A 539-nucleotide genomic window follows, 5' to 3' on the forward strand; every position below is an offset into this window, starting at 1 on the left:
CCAACAACTCATCTACCGACGCAAATGGCCCATTACTCTCGCGATACGCAACAATTGCCCTGGCCTTGGCCTCGCCGACTCCTGAGAGTTCACGCTGCAAGGTAGTCGCGCCCGCCACGCTCAGATCAACTTTTACAGACTCCACCGAGGGTGTAGTTTGCACCATCGGCGCGGTAACGTTATCAGGGTTGACCACAGGTGCAGCAATGGCTGCAATAGAAGCACTGGTCATGGGACAATTCTGTCAAAAATGTGTCCGTTACAGAGTTGTAACAATCAAGGTTCGAGGCGACGCTGCTGGTAAATCAAGTCGACGATTTCACCGTCCGGGGCGTAACCACTGACAGTGTCACGCAGAAGTTGGCGAACCCGCGAATAATCATCCCGCTCAACGGCAGACAGCAACTCCGTCAAGTTGCGCTTGAGCACTTCCCAAGGCAAATGGTCCTCTTTGGCACTCATGATCATCGGGTGCCGGGTAGCGGACACGTTGTCGCCGATCAGCAACTCTTCGTAAAGTTTTTCCCCAGGACGCAGTC

Annotated in this window: 1 protein-coding gene and 1 pseudogene; both read right to left on the reverse strand. The window is 54.2% G+C overall.

Going from position 1 to position 539, the window contains the following annotated elements; translation table 11 throughout:
- On the reverse strand, positions 1-232 hold a 232-nt coding region (locus AC1DF0_RS32055), incomplete at its 3' end, for a helix-hairpin-helix domain-containing protein (protein WP_477577598.1).
- A 44-nt stretch (positions 233-276) separates the two neighbouring features.
- Positions 277-539: pseudogene (locus AC1DF0_RS32060) on the reverse strand (hypothetical protein); the annotation flags it as partial.

Source organism: Paenibacillus sp. 05T425, assembly GCF_056396205.1.